Source organism: Nonomuraea sp. NPDC049400 (assembly GCF_044466425.1).
Taxonomy (GTDB): Bacteria; Actinomycetota; Actinomycetes; order Streptosporangiales; family Streptosporangiaceae; genus Nonomuraea.
On the sequence record NZ_JBITMP010000023.1, the window covers coordinates 32,681 to 54,860 of the forward strand.

Genomic DNA, 22,180 nt, shown 5'->3' on the forward strand with positions numbered 1-22,180 from the left:
GCTGTACGTGGCGACGCTGATGCTGCCGGTGCTGTGGATGTTCCTCATGTCGATCCGGCCGAACGAGGACATCCTCGGCAGCTTCTCGCTCATCCCGCAGCGCGTGACGTTCGACAACTACGTCACTTTCTTCTCCGACTCCGCCTGGTATTCGAGCTATCTGAACTCCATCGTCTACACCTCGATGAACGCCGTGATGTCGCTCGTCGTGGCGTTGCCGGCGGCGTACGCGTTCTCGCGGTTCCGTTTCGCCGGGGACAAGCACCTGTTCTTCTGGCTCTTGACGAACCGCATGGCGCCGCCGGCGGTGTTCTTGCTGCCGTTCTTCCAGATTTATCAGAGCGTCGGGCTCTTCGACACGCATCTCGGGGTTGCCCTTGCGCACATGCTCTTCAACGTGCCGCTCGCCGTGTGGATACTCGAGGGCTTCATGTCGGGAATCCCCCGGGAAATCGACGAGACGGCCGCGATAGACGGCTATTCGCTGCCCCGTTTCTTCATCCGCATATTCCTGCCGATGATCCGCTCCGCGATCGGCGTCACGCTGTTCTTCTGCTTCATGTTCAGCTGGGTCGAGCTGCTGATCGCCAGGACCATCACCTCGGTGAACGCGAAGCCGATCGCCGCGACCATGACCAGGACGGTGAGCGCGGCGGGGGTGGACTGGGGCCTGCTGGCCACGGCGGGGGTGCTCACCATCGTCCCGGGCGCGATCGTCATCTGGTTCGTCCGCAACTACATAGCCAAGGGATTCACCATGGGGAGGGTCTAGGGATGCTCGAGTGGATGGTCTGGACCGTCCCCACCGCCCTGGTCTTCGCCGGGCTCGCCCTCCTTCTGGTCGTCATGGCGGTCTGGGCCCGCATCTCCCCGCCCGTGGCCCGGCGCGGTTTCCTGCGCATCGAGACCGACCGTGGCGACCGGCTCTACATCGGCCTGATCAGCGCCGCCGTCGTGCTGGCGGGCTGGATAGCAGTCACCGACCTGTCCATGTGGCTCGCACTCGGGTGCGCGCTGCTGGTGGCGGTCGTGATCGGGATATGGGGCTAACAGAGGAGGAGCCAAGCGATGAGGCATCGTGCAGGCAGGTCCGCGGCGGTGGGTCTGGCCGCGGTCGTCCTGATAGTGGCCGGCTGCACGCAGGGCGAGAAGAAGCCCACGAGCGATTTCAAGGAGTCCGACGGCAAGGCCGCGGCGCAGCGGTGGGTGACGGACGAGTTCACGCCGAGCACCCTGTCCAAGGACCAGCAGCTGGCGGAGATGGACTGGTTCATCAAGGCCGCGGCGCCGTACCGGGGCATGCAGATCAACGTGGTCTCCGAGACGATCACCACCCACGAGTACGAGGCCCAGACGCTGGCCAAGGCGTTCACCGAGATCACCGGGATCAAGATCAAGCACGATCTGATCCAGGAAGGTGACGTCATCGAGAAGCTCCAGACCCAGATCCAGGGCAACCAGAACATCTACGACGCGTACGTCAACGACTCCGACCTCATCGGCACCCACTCCCGCGGCGACTACGTCTTCCCGCTGTCCGACTACATGGCGGGCGAGGGCAAGACCGTCACCTCGCCCACCCTCGACCTGGACGACTTCATCGGCATCAGCTTCACCACCGGCCCGGACAAGAAGATCTACCAGCTCCCCGACCAGCAGTTCGCGAACCTGTACTGGTTCCGCTACGACTGGTTCACCGATCCGAAGATCAAGAAGCAGTTCAAGGACGCCTACGGGTACGACCTGGGCGTCCCGGTCAACTGGGCGGCCTATGAGGACATCGCCGACTTCTTCACCAACAAGGTCAACGGCAACGGGACCATGGACGGCAAGAAGGTCTACGGCCACATGGACTACGGCAGGAAGGACCCGTCGCTGGGCTGGCGCTTCACCGACGCCTGGCTGTCCATGGCGGGCAACGGCGACCCCGGCATCCCCAACGGCCTGCCGGTGGACGAGTGGGGCATCAGGGTCGAGAACTGCCGCCCGGTCGGCTCGTCGGTCACCCGCGGCGGCGACGTCAACGGCCCCGCCTCGGTCTACGCGCTCACCAAGTACGTGGACTGGCTGAAGAAGTACGCCCCCCGGGAGGCCGCGGGCATGAACTTCAGCGAGGCGGGCCCGGTGCCGGCGCAGGGCAACATCGCCCAGCAGATCTTCTGGTACACGTCGTTCACGGCCGACATGACCAAGCCGGGGCTGTCGGTCGTCAACAGCGACGGCACGCCCAAGTGGCGCATCGCGCCGAGCCCGCACGGCGCGTACTGGAAGCAGGGCAACAAGCTCGGCTACCAGGACGCCGGCTCGTGGACGCTGCTCCGGAACACGCCGCAGGACCGCAGGGCCGCGGCGTGGCTGTACGCGCAGTTCGTCACGTCGAAGTCGGTGTCGCTGAAGAAGTCGATCAAGGGGCTGACGTTCATCCGCGACTCCGACATCAGGAGCGACTACTTCTCTGAGAACTCCAAGAAGTACGGCGGGCTCATCGAGTTCTACGCCTCGCCGGCCCGCAAGCAGTGGACACCGACCGGGACGAACGTGCCCGACTATCCCAAGCTCGCCCAGCTCTGGTGGCAGAACGTCGCCACCGCGGTGACCGGCGAGACGACGGCCCAGCAGTCCATGGACAACCTGGCCAAGCAGCAGGACGACATCCTGGCCCGGCTGGAGCGGCGCGGCTACGGCGGGAACTGCGCGCCGAAGCTGAACCCCGAGCGCCCCGCCCAGTACTGGCTCGACCAGCCGGGCGCGCCCGCGCCGAAGCTGGCCGACGAGCGCGGCAAGCCGGAGACGCTCGACTACGACAAGCTGATCGCGACGTGGAAGTCGGGGAACTGACCGTGCGAGAGCGCCGCCGCCCGGGGCAGGTCCGGGCGGCGGCCGTCTCCTATTCCTTCAGGTTACGGGCCAGCCAGTCGAAGGCCCGATCCTGCCTGGGCACGTCGAAGCTGTGCGGCACGTCGGCCCACACCGCCTCGTAGGCGTCGGGGGCCTCCCGGTAACGCTCCTCGATCATGGCGTGCGCCCGGCGCATGCCCGGCTCGGGGAACAGCTCGTCACGCAGGGCGTACTGCACCATGAGCGGCTGGGGCGCGCGGGCGGCCACCAGGTCGGGCCAGTCGCCGAGGCGCGGCAGCCCCGGCGGCCAGAGCATCCACGTGTGCTTCTCGACGTACCCGTCGAGCATGTCGCGGTAGGACGAGACCATCGCGGCGACGACCACGGCCCGGATGTCCGGGTCGAACGCGCCGAGGAGCGCGGCCCGCAGGCCGCCTCCGGAGAGCCCGGCGCATCCGACGGGTCCCACGTCGGGCCTTGACCGGAGGTACGCCGCCGCGGCCAGGTCCTCGCCCGCCGCCACGCCCGCGAAGGACGTGCCGAGCGCGGCGCAGTACTTGGCGACCACATGCTCGTGGTCCTTGGCCGCCGCGTCGTAACGGGCGGGCTCGTCGACACCGAGCGGGAAGCGGCGGCTGCCCCAGGTGAGCACGTCGGGGGCCAGCACCACGAAGCCGCGCCTGGCCAGCTCGTTCGCGTACGCGCGACCGCCGTAGATCCGCTCGCGGACCCTCAGCACCTCGGGAGAAGGCGCGGACGGGCCGTCGGCGATCTTCTCCTTGCCGACCCACTTCATCCCGCCGTGGCAGTGCAGCGCCACCACCCCGGGCAGCGGCCCGGCCGCCTCCCGAGGGCGCAGCAGGTACGCGTGGGTGCGTGGCCCGAACCCCACCGACCAGGAGAGCTCCTCCCCGGCGAGGTCGCCGTCCGTCCACGAGCGCTCGACCCGCACGTCCTGAGCGGTCAGGTCGAGCACCCCCATGGCGGCACGCGCGGCCGAGCGCAGCTCGGAGCCGGGGAGAGACGGGTAGACCCCGAGCTGGGCGGCGGTGATGCCGGCCAGCTCAGCGAACACGCGTGCCCTCGTCCGCGAGGTGCACGGGCTCGCCGGTCGCGGCCGAGACGTTGGCCGCGTGGCCCGTCAGCACGCTGCGGATGCCGTCGCGGTAGCCGGCCTGCCGCTTCAGCGGGTCGTCGCCGGGCCCGCGGAAGACGTCGTTCAGCAGCAGGCGGTCGCCGCCGCCGTGCCCGCCGGCCCCGCTCTCGATCGGCACCTCCTCCGGCTCGCTCCACTGGCGGTGCAGGGTGAGCTTCTCCCACGCATCGGCCTTGTGCTGCTTGGTGGCGGCGCTCGGGTCGATGGCCGCGTGCGGCGGGGTCCACGCCCGCTCGATTACCTCCAGCTCCAGCCGCCCGGCGGTGCCGTTGAACGCCACCCGGTAGCCCTCGAAGGGGGCGTAGGCGTTGAGCGAGTAGGTGAGCACGGCGCCGTCGGTGTAGCGGACCATCACCGACATGGTGTCGTCGATGGTGATCCCGTCGCCGAAGACGTCCTGGTCGCGGATATAGCCGTCCTCGTGCTCGGCGTCCAGGTAGAGCCGCTTGAGCCGCTCGTCCTGGGAGATGTCCAGGATGAACGGGTCCGTACCGAGGCCCGGGGCGCCCTGGCCACGCGTGGGACGGTCGGTCACGCCGCGCTCGCGGGCGTTCTCCGAGCCGTAGAAGCGCAGGTCGGCCTGGGCGAAGACGGTCTGGGGAGCGGCGGCGAGCCACCAGTTGACCAGGTCGAAGTGGTGGGTGGACTTGTGGACGAGCAGCCCGCCCGAGTTGATCCGCTCGCGGTGCCAGCGGCGGAAGTAGTCGGCGCCGTGGATGGTGTCGAGCGTCCACTCGAAGTGCACGGACGTCACCCGGCCGATCGCGCCCTCCTGCAGCAGGCGGCGCACGGCCGAGTTGCGCGGCGAGTACCGGTAGTTGAAGGTGACGATCAGCTTGCCGGTGCTGCGCTCGGCCGCCTCCGCGATGGCTGCGCAGCCCTCGGCGTCGACGGTGAGCGGCTTCTCCACGATGACGTCGCGCCCGGCGTCGAGCGCCGCGCACACGTATCGGGCGTGGGTGGCGTCCACGGTGGTGACGATGACCGCGTCGGCGAGCTCGAGCACCTTGTCGAACTCATCTGGCGTGAAGCGCGGCACCTCGTGACCGATCCGCTCGACGTAGTAGTCCATGCGGGTCCGGTTCGTGTCGCACAGAGCGACGATGGTGCCGGCGTCGCGCCACTCCCCGAGCAGCGCGTCGACGTACATCTGCGCGCGGTGCCCGAGCCCGACGAACGCGTACTTCATTTCTCTCCTTTTAGCCGGCGATAGCGGCGTTGGCTTCGGTGATGAACTTCTGCGCGGCGTCGTCGGGGGTCATCCTGCCGAACAGGACCTCCTCCGAGTACCGCGTGAGGATGTCTTCCATGGCGCTGGCGCCCTTCGGCGGAGCGGCAGGCGGGTCGGCCAGCTCGCCCTTGACCTTGTCGAGGAAGTCCAGGGTCTTCTTGTCCGTGGCGGGCAGCTTCTCCCTGACCGCCGCCAGCACCTTGGAGCTGGCCGGCAGGCCGCGGTCGCTGAGGATGATCTGGCCCGCCTCCGGGTCGTTGATCATGAAGTCGATGAACTTGGCGGCCTCCGCCGCGTGCTCGGATTTCGACGAGGCGGTGTAGAACATCGCGGGCTGCAGGAACATGCCGCCGGTGGTGGCGCCCGGCGCCTTCGGCATCCGGAGCAGGTCCACCTCCTTGCCTGACGCCTTGTTGATCGCGCCGAGCTGGTTGCTCCACCACATGCCCATCGCGCCGTTGCCGGTGGCGAACAGCGACTGGTCAACGCTCTGGGCGCCGATCTCGGAGGTCTTGGCGGCGTCAGGAGAGCCCTTGGTCTTGATCAGGTTCTGCATGACGGCCCACCACGCCTTGAGCGTGTCGGGCGAGACGCCGACCTTGTTGCCGTTGTAGAACGGCTCGCCCCGCTGCGCGGCGAAGATCTGCAGGAAGGCGGGGTTGAAGGCCTGCTGCGTGCCGAAGACCTTGCCACCGCTCTTGTCGGTGATCTTCGCTGACAGGTCGACCCAGTCGTCCCAGGTCCACTTGGTGTCGTCGGGCAGTTTCTGCCCCGCGCTCTCGACCGCGGCCGGGTCCACGACCAGGGACCAGGCGTTGACACCGGTGGGGATGGCGTACTGCTTGCCGTCGATGGCGCCGGTGGCCAGCACCTTGGCGTCGATGTCGGCGGTGTTGACCTTGCTGGCCAGGTCGGCCAGCGTGCCGCGGTCGGCGTACTCGCGCAGGCCGCGGATCTCGAGGGTGATGACGTCGGGCGAGTCGTTGGCCGCGACCTTGGTGGACAGCGATTCGTAGTAGCTGCCGAAGTCGGAGAACTCGCCCTCGACGTCGATGGTCGGGTTCTTCGCCTCGAACTTCTTGATCGCCTCTTCGGTCATCTTCTGTCGCGCGTCGCTGCCCCAGTAGGAGAAGCGCAGCTTGACCTTGCCGTCGACGCTCTCGCCGCCGCTGCCGCAGGCCGCGGTGACCGCCAGCATTGCGGTGGCGAGCAGCGCCGCCGACCACATCTTCTTGCCAGAGCTCACGGCTCTACCTCCTATGGGTTTCCTCTTGTCGGGGGGTGGATGGAGCTACTTCAGTCCCGTGGTGGCCACGCCACGGATCAGGTACTTCTGGCCGGCCAGGAAGAAGCCGAAGATCGGACCCAGGGCGATGATCGACATAGCGAACATCGGGCCCCATGACGACTCTCCGCTGGAGTCGAGGAACGTGCGCAAAGCCACCGGGACGGTGAAGTTGTCCGGGTTGTTGAGGTAAAGGAGCTGGCTGAGGAAGTCGTTCCAGGTCCAGATGAACGTGAAGATCGCGGTGGTGGCCAGCGCGGGCAGGCAGAGCGGCATGACCACTCTGATGAAGATGCGCCAATAGCCCGCTCCGTCAATCTCGGCTGCCTCGTCCAGCTCCCTCGGCAGGGTACGGATGAACTGCACCATAAGGAAGACGAAGAACGCGTCCGTCGCCAGCACCTTGGGCATCACCAGCGGCCAGATCGTGTTGATCAGGTCGAGCTTCGAGAACATGATGTACTGCGGCACGATCGTCACGTGGTGCGGCAGCATGATCGTGCCCAGCATGATCGCGAACCAGAGCTTCTTCAGCGGGAAGTTCAGCCGCGCGAAGGCGTAGGCCGCCAGCGAGCAGGCCACCAGGTTCGCCACCACCGACAACGCCGTGACGACCGCGGAGTTCCACAGGTAGTAGCCGAAGGGGTGCTTCAGCGCGGTCCAGCCCTCGGTGTAGTTCTCGAACGTGATCTTGCTGGGCCACAGTCCGGGCTGCCGGAAGATCAGCTCCTCCGGCTTGAGCGAGCTGGAGATCATCCAGAGCAGCGGATAGAGCATGACCAGGCCGAAGCCGATCAGCAGGATGTGCTTGACCACCGGCCCGCCCCTGAGGGGGCGGAACAGCACCGGGACCGGCCTACTTGGTGTCGCCATAGAAGACCCAATACTTAGACGCGAGGAAGTTCACTCCGGTCAGGGCGGCGATGATGACCATCAGGACCCACGCCATCGCCGCGGCGTAGCCCATGTCAAAGTTCTTGAACCCCTGCAGGTAGAGGTAGAGCGTGTAGAAGAGGGTGGAGTCGGCCGGACCGCCCTTGCCGTTGCTGACGATGAAGGCCTGCGTGAACGACTGGAACGACTTGATGAGCTCCAGCACGAGGTTGAAGAAGATGATCGGCGTCAGCAGCGGCAGCGTGATCGAGCGGAACTGGCGGAGGGATCCGGCGCCGTCCACCGAGGCCGCCTCGTAGTAGCTGCTGGGGATCTGCCGCAGCCCGGCCAGGAAGATGATCATAGGGGCGCCGAACGTCCACACGTGCAGGAGGATCAGCGTGCCCAGCGCCGTGTCCGGGTCGCCGATCCAGCCGGGTCCCTGGATCCCGAAGAGCGACAGCACCGCGTTGACCAGACCGTCGGCGCCGAAGACCTTGCGCCAGAGGATCGCGATCGCGACGCTGCCGCCCAGCAGCGAGGGCAGGTAGAAGATCGAGCGGTACAACGACAGCCCGCGCAGCCCTCTGTCGAGCACCAGCGCCAGCGCCAGCGCGAAGGCCAGCTGCAGCGGGACCGACACGACCACGTAGATCGTGGTCACCTTCAACGAGGCGAGGAACCTCTCGTCCTCGGTGAACATCTTGATGTAGTTCTCGAGCCCGACCCACTTGGCCTCCTTGAGGAGGCTGTAGTCGGTGAAGGACAGGTAGAGCGAGGCGAAGATCGGGCCGATCGTGATGACGAGCAGGCCGACGAACCAGGGCGCCAGGAACAGGTAGGCGGCTCTGGCCTCGCGGCGGGCACGTAGGGAGCGGGGCCCGCCTCTGACCATGTCAGCCATGACGGAACTCATTCGTCATTCACGGACCTTCCGGCGAGATGTGAATGGATAGCGCTTTCCTATAGCTGGCGGGAAAGTTGCGTCAACCCTTTGCAGCCGTTACATAGCCGTTACCGATATATCGTTACGGCGTTTTCCCAGCTAGAGCGCTCGTCCACCGAAGAAGTCAGACGAATTTGCTGCGCGATTAGTACAACCGTTTGCAGTAGGCAGGCTATCGTGGTGGCGCGGTGGAGTCCCTGATGACCAGGCGCGTCTCCAGTGACGTGGTGGCCGTCACCTCCTGGATGAGGAGGTCCACCGCGAGCCGGCCTGCCGCGGCCGTGGGCATGGCGACCGTCGTGAGCTTGGGACGGCTCAGCCGTCCGGGGACGATGTCGTCGATCCCCACGACGCTGACGTCCTCCGGCACGCCCAGCCCGAGGTCGCCGAGGCCCTCGATGAGCCCGATCGCCACCAGGTCGTTGTAGGCGAGCGCGCCGGTCGCCCCAGAGTCGCGCACCTTGCCCGCCGCGGCGAACCCGCCCCGCTCGGTGGGCGCGTTGGGGCCGATGACGACCAGCTCGACACCGTCCACCTGTTCGGCGGCCGTACGGATCTCCGCGCTCGTCCACGAGCCGGCCGGACCCGACACCAGGGCCACGCGACGGTGCCCGAGCCCGGCCAGGTGCTCGACCGCCAGCCTGGCGCCGCTGCCGACGTCCATCAGCACCGTGGCGGCGCCGCGCAGCCGCCGGTTGATCACCACGAACGGCACCCGCTGTGCCAGCCGTTCGAGTGCCTTGTTGGACGACCGCGGGCTGCACAGCACCAGACCGTCCACCTGTTTGGAAAACGCCTGCACCAGCTCCTCCTCGGCGGCCGCCTCCTCGTCGGTGTCGGCCACGAACAGGTGGTAGTCGCGCTGCCTGGCCGCCGCGTGGGCCGCCTTGATCAGCGGGGGGAAGAACGGATTGGCGATGTCGGCCACGATCAGGCCAAGATTATGGGTGCGGCCGGTCGTGAGCGCCCTGGCCGCCCGGTTGGGGCGGTATCCCAGCTCCTCGGCCACGGTCAGCACCCTGGTGCGGGTGGCCGCGTTCACCATGTGCGGCGCGGAGAACGTCCGCGACACGGTCGATACATGCACGCCGGAGGCCCGGGCCACATCACGAATCGTCACTGTCACAGTCGCCCACCATAACGCAACCGCTTGCAGACTCCCCGAGTACCATGAAAGCGCTTGCCGAGCGAACTCGCTAGGAAACCCCTGCTCGTGCCCGGGCAATGAAATCACTACTTGACGCCCTGCCCTCGGGGACACGAAGGTTTAGTGCAACTGTTTGCAGTCTTGAAGGAGCCTCCCAGGGTGAGCAGAGTCCTCGTCACCGGAAGCGCAGGACGCCTGGGCCGCAGCGTGGTCAGCACGCTAGTGGCGGCCGGGCACGAGGTCATCGGCGTGGACAGAGCGCCGGGCACGCCATCCGAGGCCGCGGCCGCCTTACCGGCCGACCTCACGGACACGGGCGAGGCGTTCGAGGTGATCGCCAGGTTCCGGCCCGAGTCCGTGATCCATCTGGCGGCCATCGCGACGCCGTTCAGCCTTCCGGAGTCCGTGATCTTCAAGGTCAACACGCAGCTGGCGTTCAACGTCTGCGAGGCGTCCGTGGCGCTGGGCGTGCGGGGCGTGGTGGTGGCCAGCAGCCCGACGGTGATCGGGTACGGCGCCCCTGGCGGCTGGGCGCCCGGCTACCTGCCGATCGACGAAGAGCACCCGGTACGTCCGTGGAACGCGTACAACCTGTCCAAGGTCGTGGCCGAGCAGACCATGAAGGCGTTCGCGGTGGCCGGGACGACCCGGATGGCCGCGGTGCGGCCGTGCTTCGTCATCCCGCCCGAGGAGTGGGCGGGCGCGCCCACGCAGTCGGGGCACACCGTGAAGGAGCGGCTGGACCGGCCCGAGCTGGGCGGGGTCTCGCTGTTCAACTACATCGACTCCCGCGACGCCGCCGAAATGATCGCCGTGCTGGCCGAGGCGCTGCCTGAGCTGCCGAACGGCGAGGTGTTCTTCGCCGGGGCCGCCGACGCCCTGGCCAGGAAGCCGCTCGCCGACCTGCTGCCCCAGGTCGTGCCCGGGACTGAGCCGTTCGCGGCCGGGCTCACCGGCACCACCCCCGCTTTCTCGACGACCAAGGCACAGCGCCTGCTCGGCTGGCAGCCCAAGCGGAGCTGGCGCACTGAACTGAAGGAATCTGCATGAATCTGAGCGGTGTGCTGTTCTTCCCCGTGACTCCCTTCGACGGCGACGGGAGGCTCGCAGAAGAGGTGCTGGCCGAGCACATCCGGCAGGGCATGGAGCACGGTCCCGGCGGCGTGTTCGTGGCGTGCGGCACCGGGGAGTTCTCCGCGCTGTCGGAGTCGGAGCACGCGCGGGCGGTGCGGGTGGCGGCCGAGGTCGTGGGCGGGCGGGTGCCGGTGTTCGCGGGCGCGGGCGGCCCGCTCGGCACGGCGCTGAACCAGGCGCGGGCCGCGCGTGAGGCGGGCGCCGACGGGCTGCTGCTCATGCCGCCGTACCTGGCGCAGGGTCCGGGGCACGGCTTCGCCGCCTACGTGGCGGCGGTGGCCGCCGAGCTGCCGGTGATCGTCTACCAGCGGGCCTCGGTGGTGCTGGAGCCGGAGGCCGTGGTCGAGCTGGCCGGCATCCCCGGGGTGATCGGGCTCAAGGACGGCGTGGGCGACATCGACAGGATGCAGCGGATCGTGCTGGCGGTGCGGGAGTCGTACCCGGACTTCCTGTTCTTCAACGGGCTGCCGACGGCCGAGCTGACCATGCCCGCCTACCGGGGCATCGGCGTGGAGCTGTACTCGAGCGCGGTCTTCGCGTTCGCGCCGGAGATCGCGCTGGCCTATCTGAACGGTGACGAGCGGCTGCTCACCGAGTTCTACGCCCCGCTCGTACGGCTGCGCGGCAAGGTCCCCGGCTACCCGGTCGCGCTGGTCAAGGCCGGGGTGCGGCTGCGCGGCCTGGACGTGGGCGCCGTCCGCCCGCCGCTGGTCGAGCCGACCGAAGAGCACCTGGCGGAGCTGGAGGCGCTGATCAAGACAGGGCTGGAGCTGGCGAAGTCATGACGATCGCCGACCTTCGTACCTCGCTGCGAACGGTCGCGTTGCCGCGGCCCTGGGGCGCGGACGTGCCCGCCAACCACGTGATCGTGTGCGAGGTCACGCTCAAGGACGGGCGGACCGGCACCGGGTTCTCATGGACGCCGCAGATCGGGGCGCACGCCGTACAGGCTCTGCTCGACCACGACCTGCGCGAGGCGCTGATCGGGCTGCCCGCGCACCCCGAGGTGGTGTGGGACCGGCTCTGGCGCCACCTGCGCGAGGCGGGACCGGGCGGGATCACCACGATTGCGCTGGCCGGGATCGACCTGGCGCTGTGGGACCTGCGCTGCGGCGACAGCGGCCTGGCCGACGTGCTGGGGCGGCGGCGCGACGAGGTGCCCGTCTACGGCAGCGGCGTCAACCTGCACTACCCGCTGGAGGAGCTGGTGGAGCAGGCCCGGCGCTGGGTGGCGGCCGGGTACCGGGGCGTCAAGATCAAGGTGGGCCGGCCCGACCTGGCGGAGGACGTGGCCAGGGTGGCCGCCGTTCGCGAGGTGATCGGGCCTGACCGGCTGCTGATGATCGACGCGAACCAGCGGTGGGACCTGCACCGGGCCAGGCGGGCCATTGCCGCGTTGCGGGAGTTCGGGCTGCACTGGATCGAGGAGCCGCTGCCCGCCGACGACGTGGCCGCCCACGTGGAGCTGCGGCGCTCCATCGACGTGCCCGTCGCGGTCGGGGAGAACGTCTACACCACGTACGGGTTCCGCGACCTGCTGGCCGCGGGCGCGTGCGACGTCGTCCAGCCGAACGTGGTGCGGGTCGGCGGGATCACGCCGTTCCTGCGGATCGTGGAGCTGGCCAGGGCGTACGACGTGCCGGTCTACCCGCACCTGCTGAGCGAGATCTCCGGGCAGCTCGCGCTGGCCCTGCCGCTGCCGGTCATGGCGGAGGACGTGGAGGACGCGTCGTTCGCGACGCTCGGGCTGCTGGAGGAGCCGTACCCGGTGCGGGCCGCCGACGGTGTGCTGCGGGCGAGCGAGCACGCGGGGCTGGGGCTGAGGTGGTCGCGGTGAAGGTCGTACTCGCCGGTGCGCGCGGGCACGGGCAACATCACCTGGACATCCTGCGCGGGCTCAGCCACCAGGGGCAGGTCGAGCTCGCCGGGATCTGCGACGTGCGTCCCGTCGAAGTGGACTTCGCCTCGCCCCTGCAGTCGCCCGATCTGGGCGAGCTGATCGCCAAGAGCGGCGCGGAGATCACGATCATCTGCACGCCGATCCAGACGCACGCCGACCTCGCCGTGACCGCGCTGCACGCCGGTTCCCACGTGCTGCTGGAGAAGCCGCCCGCGGCCAGCGGGTCGGCGCACGAGCGGATCGCCGCCGCGGTGGCGGAGACGGGGCTGGCCTGCCAGGTCGGCTTCCAGTCGCTCGGCTCGGCGGCGGTCCCCGCGCTGCGCTCGCTGATCGCCGGCGGCGCGCTCGGCCGGGTCCGCGGCATCGGCGGCGCGGGCGCCTGGGTGCGGCCCTCGTCCTACTTCACCAGGTCCGCCTGGTCGGGCAGACGCCGGCTCGCCGGCGTGGACGTGGTGGACGGCGCGCTCACGAACCCGTTCGCGCATGCCGTCGCGACCGCTCTCGCCCTGGTGGACGGCCCGATCGCGGGGATCGAGACCGAGCTCTACCACGCCCACCCGATCGAGTCGGACGACACCTCCTGCGTGCGGATCCGGCTCGACGACGGCCAGGTGATCACGATCGCGGTCACGCTGTGCGCGGCGGAAACGCACGACCCGTACCTGGTCGTGCACGGCGACGCGGGCCGGGCCACGCTCTTCTACACGAAGGACGTGCTCAAGGTCGAGCTCCCTGACGGCTCGGTCACGACCACGGTGCACGAGCGCACCGACCTGCTGGAGAACCTCATCGACCACGTCCGCGCGGGCGCCGGCCTGCTGGTGCCGCTGTCGGCCACGGAGTCGTTCACGCAGGTGCTGGACGCGGTGCGGCTGGCTCCCGAGCCGCTGCCGATCCCCGAGCGCCACCAGGTCGTCGAGCGTGACCCCGCCTCCGGCGAGGTCACGCGCCGGACCCTGCCCGGCGTCGACGACCTGACCGCCCGCAGCGCGGAGGAGCTGGCGCTGTATTCGGAGCTGGGCGTGCCGTGGACGACGGTGGAGCTGCACGTCGCGGACACGGCGGTGGCCTCGTACGAGTGGCGGCCCGACCTGCCGGTCACCGACTCGCCGCGGCCCTACCTGCATCCGGTGCGCACGCTCGGCGGCGTGGAGGTCACCCAGCTGCGCCCCGAGGACCACGTGCATCACCTCGGCGTGGGAGTCGCGATCTCCGACCTGGGCGGCGCGAACTTCTGGGGCGGCCGCACCTACGTCAAGGACCAGGGCCCGACCTGGCTGGACGATCACGGCGCGCAGCGGCACGTGGCGTTCTCGCGGCTCGATGACTCCGGTTTCGCCGAGCGCCTGGAGTGGGTCGGGCCCAAGGGGCGGCTCATGGCGCGCGAGGAGCGCGCGGTCACGGCCCTGCCGCTCGACGGCTTCTGGGCGCTGGACTTCACGTTCACGCTCACGAACCTCACCGGCTCTCCCCTGGAGATCCAGAGCTCGGCCACCAAGGGCCGGGAGGGCGCGGGCTACGGCGGGTTCTTCTGGCGCGCGCCCGGCACCTCCACCGGCCGGACCACCTTCCCGGGGGACGAGCAGGCCGTGCACGGCAGCCGCTCCCCGTGGGTGGCCATGACGGGCACCACGCCCGAGGGCCGGGACTGGACGCTCGTCTTCGCCCAGACGGCCGACGATCCGTGGTTCGTGCGGGTGGATCACTATCCGGGGGTGGGGCAGGCACTGGCTTGGGACCGGCCGCTGGTGCTGGAGACCGCGCTGACGAGGCGGGTCATCACAGCGGTGGTCGACGGGCGGCTGAACGCGGCCTCGGCCTCCGCCGTCGCCCGCGAGCTGCTGCGATGACAAGATCCCCAGCGGCGGTGGCGGCTCGGTCCGAGCCGCCACCGCCTCGGTGAATCAGCTCTTGGACTCTCTCCGGGAGCGCGCGGCCGCCGCCAGGACGTCGAGCAGGCGCTCAGTCTCGTCCCAGCCGACGCAGGCGTCGGTGATGCTCTGCCCGTAGGTCAGGCCCTCGCGAGGTCCGGGCTCCTGCCGGCCAGGAACGAGGAAGCTCTCCACCATCAACCCGGCGATGCCTTCCTCACCCTCCGCGACACGAGCGGCCAGTTCACGGACCACAGCGGCTTGACGCACATGGTCCTTACCGCTGTTGCCGTGGCTGGCGTCCACGATCAACCGCTCCGGTCGCTGAGCCTTCCGCAGCAGGGCGAGGGCGTCGCCGGCGGAGTCCACGCCGTAATTGGGGCCGCCACGGCCGCCGCGAAGAATGATGTGGCAGTCCGGATTGCCCTTCGTGCTCACCACCGCGGCCCGCCCCTCGTCATCGATGCCGAAGAAGACCTGCGGGTGGGCGGCGGCGTGCACGCCGTCGATCGCCACCTGCACATCGCCGTCCGTGGCGTTCTTGAAGCCGACCGGCATGGACAGGCCGGAGGCGAGCTGCCGGTGCACCTGGCTCTCCGGCGTACGCGCGCCGATCGCGCCCCACGTGACGGCGTCCGCGATGTACTGCGGGCTGGTGGGCTCCAGGAATTCGCAGCCGACCGGCAGTCCCGTGCCGAGCACGTCGAGAAGCACGGTGCGGGCGAGGTGCAGGCCCCGCTGCACGTCATGGCCGCCGTCGATGTCCGGGTCGTTGATCAGGCCCTTCCAGCCGATGGTCGTTCGCGGCTTCTCGAAGTAGACGCGCATGACCACGCACAGGGCGTCCTCCATGCCGCGCGTGGCTTCGGCGAGGCGGCGGGCGTAGTCGAGTGCCGCCTCCGGATCGTGCACGGAGCACGGTCCGATGACGAGCAGCAGCCGATCGTCGTCGCCGGCGAGAATGTCGCGGACGGCACGACGGCTGGCCGCGACGAATGCCTCTTTGTCCGCTCCTAGCGGTAGTTCCGCGCGAAGCTCCGCGGGTGCGGACAGGGCTTCGAACGAGGTGATGCGTAGATCCCTGGTGACAGTCATGGGGCGGGGCCTGCTCTCTGCGCTCTGTGGCGATACGGCCCACGCCCGAGGGTCCGGAGCCGACCGCCTAAATGACGAAAAGGCAGAGACGAATCTCTCTGCCTTTGGCTCCGGATGAACAGTTGATCAGCGCATGTGACCCTCGGCCCCACCCGGAGCCCGCACATAGCGCGAAAATCGACTGATCAGCGGCATGTCGTGAACGGTACCAGCGAGACGTCCACGGTTTCAAATCGCGCGCGCCGGGCGTGAGCGGACATCCGCCCTTCCGCAATCCCTCACTCCCCGTTTCCTGGCGGTTACTCGAGTGCTGGCTAGGGTGCGGGATCTGTGAGCAGCGCAGCCGTCACCGCCGAGCCCGTCACCACCAGGGACCCGTTCTTCGACAACGCCAAATACCTGGCCATCGTGCTGGTCGTGTGCGGTCACCTCATCGAGGACCAGCGGGACGCGGCCATCCCGCACGCGCTCTACTTCTACGTCTACGTCTTCCACATGCCGCTGTTCATCGTGCTGAGCGGCTACCTGTCGCGCCGGTTCACGTTCTCGGCGGGCAAGGCGCGCAAGCTCATCTCGACGCTGGCGGTGCCGTACCTGATCTTCGAGTTCGCGTACTCGCTGCCCAGGCTGCTCCTGTACGGGAAGTTCGAGCTGAGCCTGCTGGACCCGTACTACCTGACCTGGTTCCTGCTCTCGCTGTTCCTGTGGCGGCTGTCGACGCCGGTGTGGCAGCAGCTCAGGTGGCCGCTGGGGGTCGCGGTCGCGCTGTCGCTGCTGACCGGGATGAGCGCGCTGCCCGACGAGCTGGCCATGAACCGGACGTTCGCCCTGCTGCCCTTCTACGTGCTGGGGCTGATGCTCAAGCCGGCGCACTTCGCGTGGCTGCGCAGGCCGTACATGCGGCTGGCCGGGGCGTGCGTGCTCGGTCTGGGGCTGGCGGTGGCGCTGCTCGTGCATGACCGGGTGCCCACGGAGTGGATCAGGTGGCGGCTGCCCAACTCGGCGCTGCACGTGGACGACCTCACGGGGACGGCCGTCCGGCTGGGGCTGCTGGTGGCCGGGGCGGTGCTGGTGGCGGCGTTCCTCGCGGTGACGCCGGCGCGGCGCACCTGGTTCAGCGGGCTGGGCGCGGCCACCATGTACGCGTACCTGTTCCACGGCTTCGTGGTCAAGGTCGCCGAGCGGTTCGAGCTGGGCGTGCCGCTGTCGATCCTGCTCGGCGTGGGCGTCGCCACGCTGCTCTGCACCCCGCCGGTCCGCCGGATCTTCCACTGGGCGGTCGAGCCGCGCATGTCCTGGGCCTTCACCCCGCTCCGTCGACCGTGACACGGTGGCCGGTTCTGCGGCGGTGCTCCAGAGCTCCGTTGTACAGGGGAAGGCACGATAGCCTACCCGGCGACCGGCTCGACCCACTCAGCCATCGGCGGCCTCCCCTATGACCCGCACGACGGGCTCGTCACCCGCCCGCAGAGCGCGGAGTTCGGGGCGGAGCTGATGCGGGAGTGGTACATCGAACGGGATCTTCTGCCCGGCGGGTACGAAACGGTCATCCATCAGGACAGCTCACTTCAGGAAACGGTACGGCGGGTGCTGTCCGAAACGCTGGGAAACGCCGCCTGCCCCCGACAGCCCCTGGGCACCAGGCGCCGGGCCTCCGGCTCCGGCCGGTGGACGAGATAGCGTCGCAGCACCGGGCGCCAGCGGCTGGCGGGAAGGTGGCGGAGTGCGGCGACCGCGAGGCAGTACTTGCTCACGCTCACCGGCTGCGCGCCCAGCCCTCGCAGGACCTTGTCCACCCACGCCCTTCCGTCCGCCGACTTCGACTCCAGCAGCACCAGGTCCCGGCGGGCCGACGCGCTGGCCTGACCGTCACGGCAGATCAGGCCCGTGTCGCACGTGAGCCGCGCGGCGCCGGAGGGGTCGATGAAGGTCACGCGTCTGTAGTCGGTGGACAGCACCGGTCCCAGCGTCTCTGGGGCGATGAGGTGGAGCTCGGTGAGGAGGGTGTCGCGTACGAAGTCCAATGCCTCCGGGGTGAGGGTCTGTCCCGGAGCGTCGTCGTACGGGATGCGGTGCTTGTCGGTGCTGCCCCGCGCGCCGTTGAGCTTGAGCTCGAGCCACTGGCCGCCCCCGTCCAGGTAGGTACGGGTGCGGACCTTGAACCTGCGCCGCCGATCCTGCCGGTGCTGGTGGAAAGTGAGCAGGTCGGGCGTGTCGAAGTAGGTGGAGCTGTAGCGGAACTGCCGCCGCGCGCCGATCCGCAGCACGGCGAACCGGTCGCCCAGCTCGGCGGCGAGCGCGGCCATGGTCGTGCCCGTCACGATGTATTTGCGGTCGACCCGGCTCATCAGCTCCGGCACCTCCTCCAGCCCGATCGGCGACACCGCGGCCGCGGCCCCGGCAAGCAGCACATCCGCATCCAGTTCAGCCGCCATCACCACACCCCCACCGTCCAGAACGCCCCATCGCCGCAAGCCCGACGCGACCTGACCGCCGCTCCGCCCCGTGTCGGCACGCCTCCCGGTCCACGAGCTGGTCAACGCGCGCCGGCGCGACGGTGCGGTGGGACCACGAAGCGGACGTCGACCACCGTCACGTCGCGGACGTAGTCGATCTGGGTGACCACGTAGTGGAGGACGTGCGCCCGCAGCCGGCTCTCCAGGTCGACGCGCAGCAGGTCCGGGTCGGCATGCACCACGTCCAGCGTGACCAGCTGGTGGCGGGTGCGTCCGAGCAGGCCAGGGTGGTCGGCGATGAACATCACCGCCAGCAGCACCCCGTCCAGCAGGAGGGCGGTCGTCGGCCACCGCCCCGCGATGCCGTTGACCAGGCCCAGCACGATGGCGACGAAGTAGTAGGCGATCTCCTGCTGCGTGATCTCGCTGGACCTGAGCCGGATGATCGAGAGCACCCCGAACAGGCCGAAGCCGACCGCGATGTCGACTCGCTGGACGAGGAGGAGCGAGACGACCGCGAAGATGCCCACGTTGAGTGCCACGTAGGCGAAGAGCAGGTCGCGCCGGTGGTGTCGCCGGTAGTAGAGGCCGTAGGCCAGGACGACGATCGACGCGAGATCCATGACGAGTCCGGCTGTCACGACCGCTCCCTCCGTGGTGCTGCTGATGAACAGCTTGACTGCGTGGGGTGAGGCGACGGTGAGGTGATGATTAGGCGACTCTCATGCGGTAACCGGTGCCGCGCACGGTCTCGATCCGGTCCGCGCCGATCTTGCGGCGAAGGTAGCGCACGTAGACGTCCACCACGTTGGACCCGGGATCGAAGTCGAAGCCCCAGACGTGGCTGAGCAGTTGCTCGCGCGTCAGCACCTGGTCGGGGTGGCGGCAGAAGATCTCCGCCAGTGCGAACTCCCTGGCGGACAGGTCGACCGCCCGATCCCCGACGTACGCCCGCCTCGTACGCAGATCCAGCGACAAGTCCGACACGCGCAGCACGGTCACCTCCAGCGTGTGTTCGGCCCGCAAGCGCAGCCGCACCCTGGCCAGGAGCTCCTCGAAGGCGAACGGCTTGGCGATGTAGTCGTCCGCGCCGCCCTCCAGCCCCGCCACCGTGTCACTCACGCTGGCGCGCGCCGTCAAGATGATCACCGGCATGGTCACCCTGGACTGCCGCAGCCGCCGCAGCACCGTGAACCCGTCGCTCAACGGCAGCCCGATGTCCAGGAGCAACAGGTCGAACCCGCCCGCGCAGGCAAGGTCGTAGGCCGCGACCCCGTCTCCGACCACGGCGGTCGCGAAGCCGTTGGCCCGCAACCCCTTCTCCACGAAGGACGCGATCCTGGCTTCGTCCTCGGCGATCAGAATGCGATTCATCCGTTCCTCTCCCACACCCAGCGTGAACAGAATTCCGCCCTCGACGATCACACCCCGCCGGTTCCGGCCTCTCCCCCACGACCACGGTGGGCCTGGGCGGGGCGAGCACGTCTGGCTCATCCCGGCCTCCACAGCTCCCACACCGGGATGGTCATGACGAAACAGGCGCCGCCACCTGGGGCATCCGTCACGCTCACGTTGCCGCCATGGGCCTCGGCGATCGAGCGGACGATGGCCAGGCCCAGACCTGCCCCCTCGTACAGCACGGTGCGGCCCGCGCCGCGTACGAACCGTCCGAAGATCCGCTCGCGCTCCGCGGGCGCCACGCCGGGCCCGCTGTCGCGTACCCACAGCTCGATCTGCCCGTCGCGGACGGCCGAGCCGACGGCGATCAGGTCGTCGTCGGTGGTGTGGCGGACGGCGTTGGCCACGAGCTGCATGAGCGCCTGCGTGAGCCGTTGGCGGTCGGCGGGCACACGGGCCTCGGCCACCTCGTCGACCCGCCAGCGCCGGTTGCCGAGCGCGCGGGCCTTGGCGACCACGCTGACCGTGAGGTCGGCCACCTCGACGTCGTTCAGGTCGAGGAACCCGGGCTGCTCCGCCTTGGCGAGGGTGAGGAGGTCTTCGACGATGCGGTTCATGCGGTCGAGCTCGTCGGTGACCAGGGCGAGGGTCTCCGCGCGTTCGCGGGGGTCGTCGCCCATGAGTTCCAGGTGGCCGCGGATGACGGTGATCGGCGTGCGCAGCTCGTGGCCGGCGTCGTCCATGAAGTGCCGTTGCACGACGAAGGCGTGCTCGAGCCGGTCGAGCATGTGGTTGAACGTCGCCGCCAGCGCGGCCACGTCGTCGTCGCCCGGCACGACGAGCCTGCGCGTGAGATCGGTGGAGTCGCTGATCTGCTCCGCTGTCTGGCTGACCAGCCGGACCGGCGCCAGCACCCGCCCGGCCACGAACCACCCGGCCGCTCCCGCCAGCGCCGTCGCCGCCAGCGCGGACAGCCCGAGAACCCGCACAGCGTCCACGATCTCGTCGCGGTGCCGGTCGTAGAGGATCGCCACGACGAAGTGGCCCGGCCGCGGATCCGACTTCACCGTCACCGGGATGACCGCGTAATGGACCGTTCCCACAGCGCTCTCGACCTCGCCGTAATCGGGCCTGATGGCCCCGGCCATCCGCGCGACCAGCGCGTCGTCGGTGTCGAGGCGTACGGGTGGCGGGATCGCGGTGATCCTGCTGGCCCGGCCGTCGACGATGCTGAAGAAGGTCTCCCACCTGTCGGGCGCGTTGAGCGCCAGGTATCCGGTGAGCAGGTGCTCGACGTCGGTGATCGTGCGCCCGGTCTCCGGATCCAGCGCGGTCGCGGCGTAGCGCCGCAGCTTCTCCGCCTCATTGCTGAGCTCGAGGCTCATCCGGTCGTCAAGACGGGTCAGCAGGATGGTCCAGGTCGCGAAGATCGAGACCGACAGGGCGAGGCCGACGACGGCGAGCATCCAGCCCACGATCCGGGCACGGGCGCTCATCCGCATGCGGCCACCTGGTCAGTCATCGTCGCCACCGTCATCCCCACCGCGGTCGTCGCCGCCACCGTCATCCCCACCGCGGTCGTCGCCGTCATCGTCACCGTCCGCCGGCCTGGGCGGCGGCGGCAGGACCGGCTCCGCCCTGGTCGTTCGCGGCATGGGCTGCGCCCCGGTATCGCCGGGCACGGGCAGCACACCGGTCTCTCGCGCGTCGTCCCCGCCCGGCGCGGCGCTCCTGACGGGCCGGGGCGCGGAGCTCTTGGCCGGTCTCGGCATGGCGCTCTTGGCCGGTCTCGGCGCGGCACTCGAGCGGGACCCGGGCTTCGCGCTCGCCGTGGGCCTCGACTTCGTGCTGACGGCGGCCTGCGGTGCCGGCTTCGTGCTGATGGCGGCCTGTGGCGCCGAGTTCGTGGTGGGCTGTGGCGCCAGGCTCGTCGTGGGCGTGGGGCTCGCGGCCGTGGTGGGCGAGCTCGAGCCGGCCCCCAGCTCTCCACCCCCCATGGGGCCTGAGCCCAACGTGGGCGTGGGCGACACCACGACGGGGTCACCGAGCTCGGGCTCATGGTGGGCCGCCCGCACCAACCCCACCGACATGAACCCGGCCATCGCCGCAACCAGGGCGAACAGGATCAACGTTCCCCGGTGATTCATGACCTTGACTTTGACGCCCTTCGAGGAGACCACGCTGAAGCCGAGATGAGAAAACTCTCATCCGATCACGCTACGCAGCATGATTATCACGCTCCGCTCGCCGTGTCTCGCCGGGGCGACCGCGGTCTAAGCGACGTCGAGCAGGATCTTCAGCAGCTCCTGCGGAGCGTCGCGCATGAGGTTGTGCGAGCTGTCCAGCGCGTGCGTGGTCCAGGAAGGGTCGCGACGCAGCCGCTCGTACACGGCGGTGAACGGCGACTCGCTGCCCCAGCCGGCCGCGTACACGTAATCCCTGCGGCGGATGTGCGCGAGGTCGCCGGTGAGCCGGAGCGGCTGGAGCACCGAGGCGAGCGGGTGAGCCGTGGCCCGCGGGTCGAAGAACGGCAGCGGCCGGGTCGCGTAGCCGCTGTCCTCCACGTCCACGTACCACCACCGTTCCTGCTCGGAGACCAGAATCATTGAATCCCTTAGCGATCCTTAGTGATCATGAGCGGGGTGATCCGCCGAGTTTTCCGGCCGCCCAGGAGGCCTGCGGAGTCTGAGTGTGGACTGCGGCTTTGTCTGAGAAGCGACCTGGAGAAGCTCGAGGGGATGCGGTGTGGCCTTTATATCTACCGGCGGCCATATCTCGCTCATACGTTCTACCCGACACCTCCAAGGACTGGTAATCTATCGGTCACTCACTGTGAAACCCGGGAGGTGG

The 22,180-nt window shown here is 69.1% G+C and carries 23 protein-coding genes; 9 read left to right on the top strand and 14 right to left on the bottom strand.

Going from position 1 to position 22,180, the window contains the following annotated elements; genetic code table 11:
* Window positions 1–19 precede the first annotated feature (19 nt).
* Genes ACIBVN_RS31905 through ACIBVN_RS31915 form a run of 3 tightly spaced genes read left to right on the top strand, consistent with a single transcriptional unit; the run spans window position 20 to window position 2,838 of the window.
* On the top strand, window positions 20–772 hold the full coding sequence (locus tag ACIBVN_RS31905) for a carbohydrate ABC transporter permease (RefSeq protein WP_397142946.1): 753 nt from the start codon (window positions 20–22) through the stop codon (window positions 770–772).
* A gap of 2 nt (window positions 773–774) precedes the next feature.
* Window positions 775–1,050, top strand: coding sequence for a DUF2160 family membrane protein (locus ACIBVN_RS31910; protein ID WP_349450651.1), 276 nt, complete (start codon window positions 775–777; stop codon window positions 1,048–1,050).
* Between the two features lie 18 nt (window positions 1,051–1,068).
* Entirely contained in the window at window positions 1,069–2,838 is a 1,770-nt protein-coding gene (locus ACIBVN_RS31915) for an ABC transporter substrate-binding protein (protein WP_397142701.1), read from the top strand.
* Between the two features lie 49 nt (window positions 2,839–2,887).
* Here ACIBVN_RS31915 and ACIBVN_RS31920 read toward each other — a convergent pair whose 3' ends face one another.
* From ACIBVN_RS31920 to ACIBVN_RS31945, 6 genes are all read right to left on the bottom strand, one after another.
* Window positions 2,888–3,913 (bottom strand): dienelactone hydrolase family protein, encoded by a 1,026-nt coding sequence (locus ACIBVN_RS31920; RefSeq protein ID WP_397142703.1) that lies wholly within the window; start codon window positions 3,911–3,913, stop codon window positions 2,888–2,890.
* The gene (locus ACIBVN_RS31925) at window positions 3,903–5,183 is read right to left on the bottom strand and encodes a Gfo/Idh/MocA family protein (RefSeq protein WP_397142705.1); all 1,281 of its coding nucleotides are present in this window, start codon (window positions 5,181–5,183) and stop codon (window positions 3,903–3,905) included. Before ACIBVN_RS31925 ends, ACIBVN_RS31920 begins: the two co-directional genes overlap by 11 nt.
* 10 nt (window positions 5,184–5,193) lie before the next feature.
* Entirely contained in the window at window positions 5,194–6,471 is a 1,278-nt protein-coding gene (locus ACIBVN_RS31930) for an ABC transporter substrate-binding protein (RefSeq protein ID WP_397142707.1), read from the bottom strand.
* A gap of 45 nt (window positions 6,472–6,516) precedes the next feature.
* Window positions 6,517–7,383, bottom strand: coding sequence for a carbohydrate ABC transporter permease (locus ACIBVN_RS31935; protein WP_397142709.1), 867 nt, complete (start codon window positions 7,381–7,383; stop codon window positions 6,517–6,519).
* On the bottom strand, window positions 7,367–8,287 hold the full coding sequence (locus ACIBVN_RS31940; protein ID WP_397142711.1) for a carbohydrate ABC transporter permease: 921 nt from the start codon (window positions 8,285–8,287) through the stop codon (window positions 7,367–7,369). The genes ACIBVN_RS31935 and ACIBVN_RS31940 overlap by 17 nt, the downstream gene beginning before the upstream one ends.
* A 214-nt stretch (window positions 8,288–8,501) precedes the next feature.
* Window positions 8,502–9,455, bottom strand: a complete 954-nt coding sequence (locus ACIBVN_RS31945) for a LacI family DNA-binding transcriptional regulator (protein WP_397142713.1) — start codon at window positions 9,453–9,455, stop codon at window positions 8,502–8,504.
* Window positions 9,456–9,635: 180 nt separating this feature from the next.
* Here ACIBVN_RS31945 and ACIBVN_RS31950 point away from each other — a divergent pair, with 180 nt between their 5' ends.
* From ACIBVN_RS31950 to ACIBVN_RS31965, 4 genes are read left to right on the top strand one after another with little or no spacing between them, the layout of a single operon-like run.
* The gene (locus ACIBVN_RS31950; protein WP_397142715.1) at window positions 9,636–10,526 is read left to right on the top strand and encodes an NAD-dependent epimerase/dehydratase family protein; all 891 of its coding nucleotides are present in this window, start codon (window positions 9,636–9,638) and stop codon (window positions 10,524–10,526) included.
* Window positions 10,523–11,395, top strand: coding sequence for a 5-dehydro-4-deoxyglucarate dehydratase (locus tag ACIBVN_RS31955; RefSeq protein ID WP_397142717.1), 873 nt, complete (start codon window positions 10,523–10,525; stop codon window positions 11,393–11,395). Before ACIBVN_RS31950 ends, ACIBVN_RS31955 begins: the two co-directional genes overlap by 4 nt.
* Window positions 11,392–12,447, top strand: a complete 1,056-nt coding sequence (locus tag ACIBVN_RS31960; protein ID WP_397142719.1) for a mandelate racemase/muconate lactonizing enzyme family protein — start codon at window positions 11,392–11,394, stop codon at window positions 12,445–12,447. Before ACIBVN_RS31955 ends, ACIBVN_RS31960 begins: the two co-directional genes overlap by 4 nt.
* On the top strand, window positions 12,444–14,360 hold the full coding sequence (locus tag ACIBVN_RS31965; protein WP_397142721.1) for a DUF6807 family protein: 1,917 nt from the start codon (window positions 12,444–12,446) through the stop codon (window positions 14,358–14,360). Before ACIBVN_RS31960 ends, ACIBVN_RS31965 begins: the two co-directional genes overlap by 4 nt.
* Before the next feature lie 54 nt (window positions 14,361–14,414).
* On the opposite strand, the gene ACIBVN_RS31970 is transcribed toward ACIBVN_RS31965, so the two are convergent.
* Window positions 14,415–15,476 (bottom strand): 3-deoxy-7-phosphoheptulonate synthase, encoded by a 1,062-nt coding sequence (locus ACIBVN_RS31970; RefSeq protein ID WP_397142723.1) that lies wholly within the window; start codon window positions 15,474–15,476, stop codon window positions 14,415–14,417.
* A gap of 330 nt (window positions 15,477–15,806) precedes the next feature.
* On the opposite strand from ACIBVN_RS31970, the gene ACIBVN_RS31975 reads away from it, so the two are divergent.
* A complete protein-coding gene (locus ACIBVN_RS31975) occupies window positions 15,807–16,802 on the top strand; it encodes an acyltransferase family protein (RefSeq protein WP_397142725.1) in 996 nt (331 codons plus the stop codon).
* Window positions 16,803–16,889: 87 nt separating this feature from the next.
* Here ACIBVN_RS31975 and ACIBVN_RS31980 read toward each other — a convergent pair whose 3' ends face one another.
* From ACIBVN_RS31980 to ACIBVN_RS32005, 6 genes are all read right to left on the bottom strand, one after another.
* Window positions 16,890–17,030 (bottom strand): hypothetical protein, encoded by a 141-nt coding sequence (locus ACIBVN_RS31980; RefSeq protein WP_397142727.1) that lies wholly within the window; start codon window positions 17,028–17,030, stop codon window positions 16,890–16,892.
* Window positions 17,031–17,044: 14 nt separating this feature from the next.
* Window positions 17,045–17,911, bottom strand: a complete 867-nt coding sequence (locus ACIBVN_RS31985; protein WP_397142729.1) for a polyphosphate polymerase domain-containing protein — start codon at window positions 17,909–17,911, stop codon at window positions 17,045–17,047.
* Between the two features lie 101 nt (window positions 17,912–18,012).
* On the bottom strand, window positions 18,013–18,573 hold the full coding sequence (locus ACIBVN_RS31990; protein ID WP_397142731.1) for a DUF4956 domain-containing protein: 561 nt from the start codon (window positions 18,571–18,573) through the stop codon (window positions 18,013–18,015).
* A gap of 70 nt (window positions 18,574–18,643) precedes the next feature.
* Window positions 18,644–19,306 (bottom strand): response regulator transcription factor, encoded by a 663-nt coding sequence (locus ACIBVN_RS31995; RefSeq protein ID WP_397142733.1) that lies wholly within the window; start codon window positions 19,304–19,306, stop codon window positions 18,644–18,646.
* 116 nt (window positions 19,307–19,422) lie between these two features.
* Complete coding sequence (locus tag ACIBVN_RS32000; protein WP_397142735.1) at window positions 19,423–20,832, bottom strand: ATP-binding protein; 1,410 nt, start codon at window positions 20,830–20,832, stop codon at window positions 19,423–19,425.
* A 12-nt stretch (window positions 20,833–20,844) separates the two neighbouring features.
* Window positions 20,845–21,102, bottom strand: a complete 258-nt coding sequence (locus ACIBVN_RS32005; protein ID WP_397142737.1) for a hypothetical protein — start codon at window positions 21,100–21,102, stop codon at window positions 20,845–20,847.
* Between ACIBVN_RS32005 and ACIBVN_RS32010 the strand changes: the two genes are divergently transcribed.
* On the top strand, window positions 21,101–21,472 hold the full coding sequence (locus tag ACIBVN_RS32010) for a hypothetical protein (protein ID WP_397142739.1): 372 nt from the start codon (window positions 21,101–21,103) through the stop codon (window positions 21,470–21,472). The genes ACIBVN_RS32005 and ACIBVN_RS32010 overlap by 2 nt on opposite strands.
* Before the next feature lie 131 nt (window positions 21,473–21,603).
* On the opposite strand, the gene ACIBVN_RS32015 is transcribed toward ACIBVN_RS32010, so the two are convergent.
* Window positions 21,604–21,936 carry a hypothetical protein gene (locus tag ACIBVN_RS32015; RefSeq protein ID WP_397142741.1) on the bottom strand — a complete coding sequence of 111 codons (333 nt, stop codon included), beginning with the start codon at window positions 21,934–21,936 and terminating at the stop codon, window positions 21,604–21,606.
* Between the last annotated feature and the right edge of the window lie 244 nt (window positions 21,937–22,180).

Bases quoted from the DNA above. Each gene is read 5' to 3' on its own strand.
- ACIBVN_RS31905 (WP_397142946.1), top strand. From the start codon at position 20: ATGCTGCCGGTGCTGTGGATGTTCCTCATGTCGATCCGGCCGAACGAG.
- ACIBVN_RS31910 (WP_349450651.1), top strand. From the start codon at position 775: ATGCTCGAGTGGATGGTCTGGACCGTCCCCACCGCCCTGGTCTTCGCC.
- ACIBVN_RS31915 (WP_397142701.1), top strand. From the start codon at position 1,069: ATGAGGCATCGTGCAGGCAGGTCCGCGGCGGTGGGTCTGGCCGCGGTC.
- ACIBVN_RS31925 (WP_397142705.1), bottom strand. From the start codon at position 5,183: ATGAAGTACGCGTTCGTCGGGCTCGGGCACCGCGCGCAGATGTACGTC.
- ACIBVN_RS31935 (WP_397142709.1), bottom strand. From the start codon at position 7,383: ATGGCGACACCAAGTAGGCCGGTCCCGGTGCTGTTCCGCCCCCTCAGG.
- ACIBVN_RS31940 (WP_397142711.1), bottom strand. From the start codon at position 8,287: ATGGCTGACATGGTCAGAGGCGGGCCCCGCTCCCTACGTGCCCGCCGC.
- ACIBVN_RS31955 (WP_397142717.1), top strand. From the start codon at position 10,523: ATGAATCTGAGCGGTGTGCTGTTCTTCCCCGTGACTCCCTTCGACGGC.
- ACIBVN_RS31960 (WP_397142719.1), top strand. From the start codon at position 11,392: ATGACGATCGCCGACCTTCGTACCTCGCTGCGAACGGTCGCGTTGCCG.
- ACIBVN_RS31970 (WP_397142723.1), bottom strand. From the start codon at position 15,476: ATGACTGTCACCAGGGATCTACGCATCACCTCGTTCGAAGCCCTGTCC.
- ACIBVN_RS31980 (WP_397142727.1), bottom strand. From the start codon at position 17,030: ATGGATGACCGTTTCGTACCCGCCGGGCAGAAGATCCCGTTCGATGTA.
- ACIBVN_RS31985 (WP_397142729.1), bottom strand. From the start codon at position 17,911: ATGGCGGCTGAACTGGATGCGGATGTGCTGCTTGCCGGGGCCGCGGCC.
- ACIBVN_RS31995 (WP_397142733.1), bottom strand. From the start codon at position 19,306: ATGAATCGCATTCTGATCGCCGAGGACGAAGCCAGGATCGCGTCCTTC.
- ACIBVN_RS32000 (WP_397142735.1), bottom strand. From the start codon at position 20,832: ATGCGGATGAGCGCCCGTGCCCGGATCGTGGGCTGGATGCTCGCCGTC.
- ACIBVN_RS32010 (WP_397142739.1), top strand. From the start codon at position 21,101: ATGGCGCTCTTGGCCGGTCTCGGCGCGGCACTCGAGCGGGACCCGGGC.
- ACIBVN_RS32005 (WP_397142737.1), bottom strand. From the start codon at position 21,102: ATGCCGAGACCGGCCAAGAGCTCCGCGCCCCGGCCCGTCAGGAGCGCC.
- ACIBVN_RS32015 (WP_397142741.1), bottom strand. From the start codon at position 21,936: ATGATTCTGGTCTCCGAGCAGGAACGGTGGTGGTACGTGGACGTGGAG.